The following is a 4,658-nucleotide window of genomic DNA, read 5'->3' as shown; positions in this document are numbered from 1 at the left end:
ACCGCCTCGTTTCCTTGTACGGTGGTTACTCCTTTCAGAGCATTTCACACAGACCTCCCTAGGTACCACACGTTTCTTCCTCTCCATCCATCTGCCTCATTTATCATGCATGATTCCGTGTAGTTATTGGGCTTCGACTTGGATTGCAGCCTTACCCTCATGCATAACCTCGTATGAGATTTCTGTTCGTCAGACCAGAGATTTGCCCGTGGGTTAGTGTGTTCCCCACATCCAGCTTCCTTCAGATTCCACCTCGCGGCGGACACCCTTGCCTTCGGCTATATCCTTCCCACTACCGGGCGGATTCGGGACTTGAACCCGTTAGAAACGTGCGCCGCTAGGCGCACAATCAAAGAAGGAAAATGTGTACATCCACATTTTCCTTCTCTTTTTTATACAGCCTCTTCAAACTGTGAATTATATAAATCTGCATAGAACCCATCGGCCTTAAGAAGTTCTTCATGACTTCCCTGCTCCACAATGTCACCTTCTTGCATCACCAGAATCTGGTCTGCATTTTTAATCGTTGACAAGCGGTGTGCAATGACAAAACTTGTTCTGCCTTCCATCAATCGATCCATCGCACTTTGAATCAGTTCTTCTGTTCTGGTATCGACCGATGACGTTGCCTCATCCAAAATGAGTACACGATTGTCCGCAAGTATTGCACGCGCAATCGTAAGTAACTGCTTTTGTCCCTGCGAAACATTGGTTGCGTCTTCGTTCAGTTCCATATCATAACCACCCGGAAGTGTTCTGATAAAGTGATCCGCATGAGCCGCCTTGGCTGCCGCAATTACTTCCTCATCTGTCGCTTCTAATCGTCCATAGCGAATATTCTCCATAATCGTTCCCTTAAACAGCCAGGTATCTTGAAGTACCATACCAAATGCATCTCGAAGTTCACGTCTGTTATATTCTTTCAGGTTATGGCCATCTAAGTTGACAGCGCCATCATTCACATCATAAAAACGCATAAGCAGCTTTACAATGGTCGTCTTTCCGGCTCCTGTCGGACCGACAATCGCAATCTTTTGTCCAGGCTTAACATGTACACTAAAGTCCTTAATCACCGTCTGATTTTCCTTATAACCAAACCGTACATGATCAAAACCCACATATCCTTCAACGCCTTCTACACTGACCGGATTGTCTATAATCTGTTCTTCTTCCTCTTCTTCTAAGAACTCGAAGACACGCTCTGCAGCTGCCGTCATAGACTGAATCTGCGACAGTACCTGCGCCACCTGCGTAATCGGCTGTGTAAAGTTTTTGACGTATTGAACGAAGGCCTGAATATCACCAATTGTAATCACACCCTTTATTGCCAAAAATCCGCCGGATATTGCAACTGCCACATAACCAAGATTTCCAATAAACATCATTACCGGTTGCATCATGCCGGAAAAGAATTGAGATTTCACTGCCGATTCATAAAGATTATCATTTTGCTCGTTAAACTCCGTTATCACATCTTCTTCTTTGTTAAATGCCTTTATAATCAGATGCCCTGCATATACTTCTTCCACCTGACCATTTACATGACCGAGGTAGTCTTGCTGCTGCTTAAAATATTTTTGTGAGTACTTTACTACAAAACCGATAATCAGGAAGGATATCACCAAAATCACCAGTGCAATCAAGGTCATAATTGGTGAAATACTAAGCATCATTACCACAACACCGATGATGGTTGCCAGGGAAGTAATCAGCATTGTAACACTTTGGTTTAAGCTCATTCCGAGGGTGTCTACATCATTCGTAATTCTTGAAAGCACTTCACCATAAGTATTACTTTCAAAATATTTCATTGGCATGCGGTTGATTTTTTTTGAGATATCTCTTCGAAGATTATAGGCTACTTTTTGCGAGATTCCCGTCATAATCCATCCCTGGATGAGGTTCAAAATCGCTCCACAGATATAAAGTCCAAGCACCAATAACAGTATTTTCCCAATCGCACCAAAGTCTATTGAACCGGTTCCATAGATTTTTGCCATTAATCCCGAAGCAAGTTCTGTTGTTGCCTTTCCAAGTGTCTTAGGTCCAAATACATTTAAGACGGTAGAACCTGCAGCAAAAATAATAACAAATACAAGCGCCACTTTGAACTTGCCCATATACTTTAACAATTTACCGAGCGAGCCTTTAAAGTCCTTTGCCTTTTCAACATTTCCGATATTTCCTCCCGGAGGTCCACCTAAGGAACGTTTCTTTTGTACTTTCTTTAAGTCTTCCTTCATCCTAGTCTTCCTCCTTTCTTCGTACCTGTCCCAATTCTTTTTCTGACAATTGCGATTTCGCTATTTCATAATAAGTATCACAGTTTTTAAGCAGTTCTTCATGTGTTCCCTGTCCGACAATATGCCCCTCATCCATGACGATAATCTGCTCTGCATGAAGAATCGTACTGATTCGCTGTGCAACGATGACAACCGTTTTATCCGTAACATGCTCATGAAGAGCTTTTCGAAGCGCCGCATCCGTCTTAAGATCGAGCGCCGAGAAGCTGTCATCAAAAACAAAGATTTCCGGATTTTTGGCAATCGCTCTTGCAATGGAAAGCCTTTGCTTTTGTCCACCGGATACATTACTGCCGCCCTGTGCAATCGGGCTATCATAACGCTCTTCTTTTTCTTCGATAAATTCTTCTGCCTGCGCAATCCGTGCTGCCAGACGCATCCTGTCATCATCGGCTTCACTGTTTCCAAATCGGATATTGGATGCAATGGTTCCGGAAAACAACACACCCTTTTGCGGCACATAACCAATTGCTTCACGAAGTTCTTTGATATCCATTTGACGAATATCTACTCCATCAAGTGTTATCGCACCTTCTGTAATGTCGTACAATCTCGGAATGAGACTTACCAGCGCCGACTTACCGGCTCCCGTACTTCCTACAATCGCAGATGTTGTCCCCGGCCTTGCGGTAAATGAAATATGTTCGATCACATTGTCCGGGGCATCCGGATAGCGAAATGATACATCTTCGAATCGTAAGACGCCCTTCTTTTCACTTCGTCTGGCCGGCTTAGCAGGACTGTCTATTGTTGGCTCAACGGCAATCACTTCTGCAATTCGATCTGCTGCAACTCCTGCTCTTGGCAACATGATGGAAAGCATTGTCAAAATCATAAAGGACATAACAATCATCATAGAATACGTGATAAATGCCGTCATTGAACCAACCTGCATAATTCCATCGTCAATTCTGTGCGATGCAACCCAAACAATAAGTACGCTTAATCCATACATAATCACCATCATTGTCGGCATCATGAATGTCATAACTCTATTCGTAAACAAAGTCACCTTCTTTAATTCCTGATTGGCTTCATCAAATCGCTGTTCTTCCTTATCTTCACGCTTAAACGCACGAATTACCGAAAGCCCTGTAAGAATTTCCCTTGCGACTAGGTTCACCCGATCCACAAGCGACTGCATGATCTTAAACTTCGGCATTGCGATTGACATGAGACTAAATACAAATCCCATAATGACAACAATTGCCAGAACAATCACCCAGCCCATATGCGCACCGGTTCCAACAACCATGATGATACCGCCGATTCCAAGGATTGGTGCATAGGCAACCATTCTCAATAGCATTGTACTCACAAGCTGAATCTGCTGCACATCGTTAGTACTTCTTGTGATAAGTGATGCCGTCGAGAACTGATCAATCTCCTTATTCGAGAATTTCACAACATTTTGGAATACTTTTGAACGAAGATCTCGTCCAATTCCCGCTCCAATTCTAGATGCCACATATACCACACAGATTGTTGCCACACCCATAATGAGTGCCATAATGATCATTCGCAAGCCGATATCCCACAAATACGCCTTTTGAATCGCATCTACATCAACGCCTGCCGCCTTATCGCACTCGAGTGCATAGGCTACACCTGTCGCCATTGCCGTCTTACTTCCCATAGAATCAACTGTCTGCTGCGCAGAGTTTCGAATCGTCTCTAGGGTGGCATCATCAAGTGTTAGATCTGCATAAGCACTTAGCTGCTCCTCGTCCATCTGCGACATCTGATACACCAAAATAATCGGAACCAGAAGTTCTTCATCAAGCGCTTCTAATTGTTCATCATCCTCCGTGTTTAAGACATAATATTCACCGTCTAAGCGGTATACCGAACTGAATTCTTCTTTTTCTTTTTCTGTCATAAAAAGCTGTGTCTTCGCATAATCTTCTGCCGTATATCGCTCCGCCAGAATATGCTCTACACCGCTATTTTGAATTCCCGTATCAATAATTGCCGATGTATAATTTGGCAATGCCAGATCGCAAACTGCCTGTACCAACAACAATACAACCAATACGATAACCAGCTTCCAATAGATAATATGAAGTGACCTCACATTTGTAGCAACGTGGATTTACCTGTATACTACAAGTCGAGAAAGACAAATGGTAACAGGGATTACCGCATACAAAAGGAGGTCACCTATGAATAGAATAATCAAAATCGGTATGGATGTCCATAGTACAAACTATACTTTATGTGCAATGGAGCCGGTAATCGGAGCAGAGGATCGTGTTTTTGCAAACATCCAGGTAACGCCAGACTATAAGAACATCCTTATGTTTATTGAGGAATTAAAACTGAAACTTGGGGTAAGCGATACATATGATATTGAAT

The 4,658-nt window shown here is 43.0% G+C and carries 3 protein-coding genes; 1 reads left to right on the top strand and 2 read right to left on the bottom strand.

Annotated features, from left to right (window positions below):
• Positions 1 to 392: 392 nt before the first annotated feature.
• The gene (locus BLS20_RS13440; RefSeq protein ID WP_090174853.1) at positions 393 to 2,243 is read right to left on the bottom strand and encodes an ABC transporter ATP-binding protein; all 1,851 of its coding nucleotides are present in this window, start codon (positions 2,241 to 2,243) and stop codon (positions 393 to 395) included.
• Between the two features lies 1 nt (position 2,244).
• Positions 2,245 to 4,377: an ABC transporter ATP-binding protein gene (locus BLS20_RS13435; RefSeq protein ID WP_090174852.1), complete on the bottom strand. Its 2,133-nt coding sequence runs from the start codon at positions 4,375 to 4,377 to the stop codon at positions 2,245 to 2,247.
• An 88-nt stretch (positions 4,378 to 4,465) separates the two neighbouring features.
• Between BLS20_RS13435 and BLS20_RS13430 the strand changes: the two genes are divergently transcribed.
• A partial coding sequence (locus BLS20_RS13430; protein WP_479723608.1) for a hypothetical protein occupies positions 4,466 to 4,658 on the top strand: 193 nt, incomplete at its 3' end.

Source organism: Eubacterium oxidoreducens, assembly GCF_900104415.1.
Taxonomy (GTDB): Bacteria; Bacillota; Clostridia; order Lachnospirales; family Lachnospiraceae; genus Eubacterium_C; species Eubacterium_C oxidoreducens.
The sequence above is the reverse complement of the archived record's forward strand: the minus strand, read 5'-3'. Positions and strand labels throughout refer to the sequence as shown.

Coding starts and splice junctions, on each gene's coding strand:
- BLS20_RS13440 (WP_090174853.1), bottom strand. CDS start 2,243: ATGAAGGAAGACTTAAAGAAAGTACAAAAGAAACGTTCCTTAGGTGGA.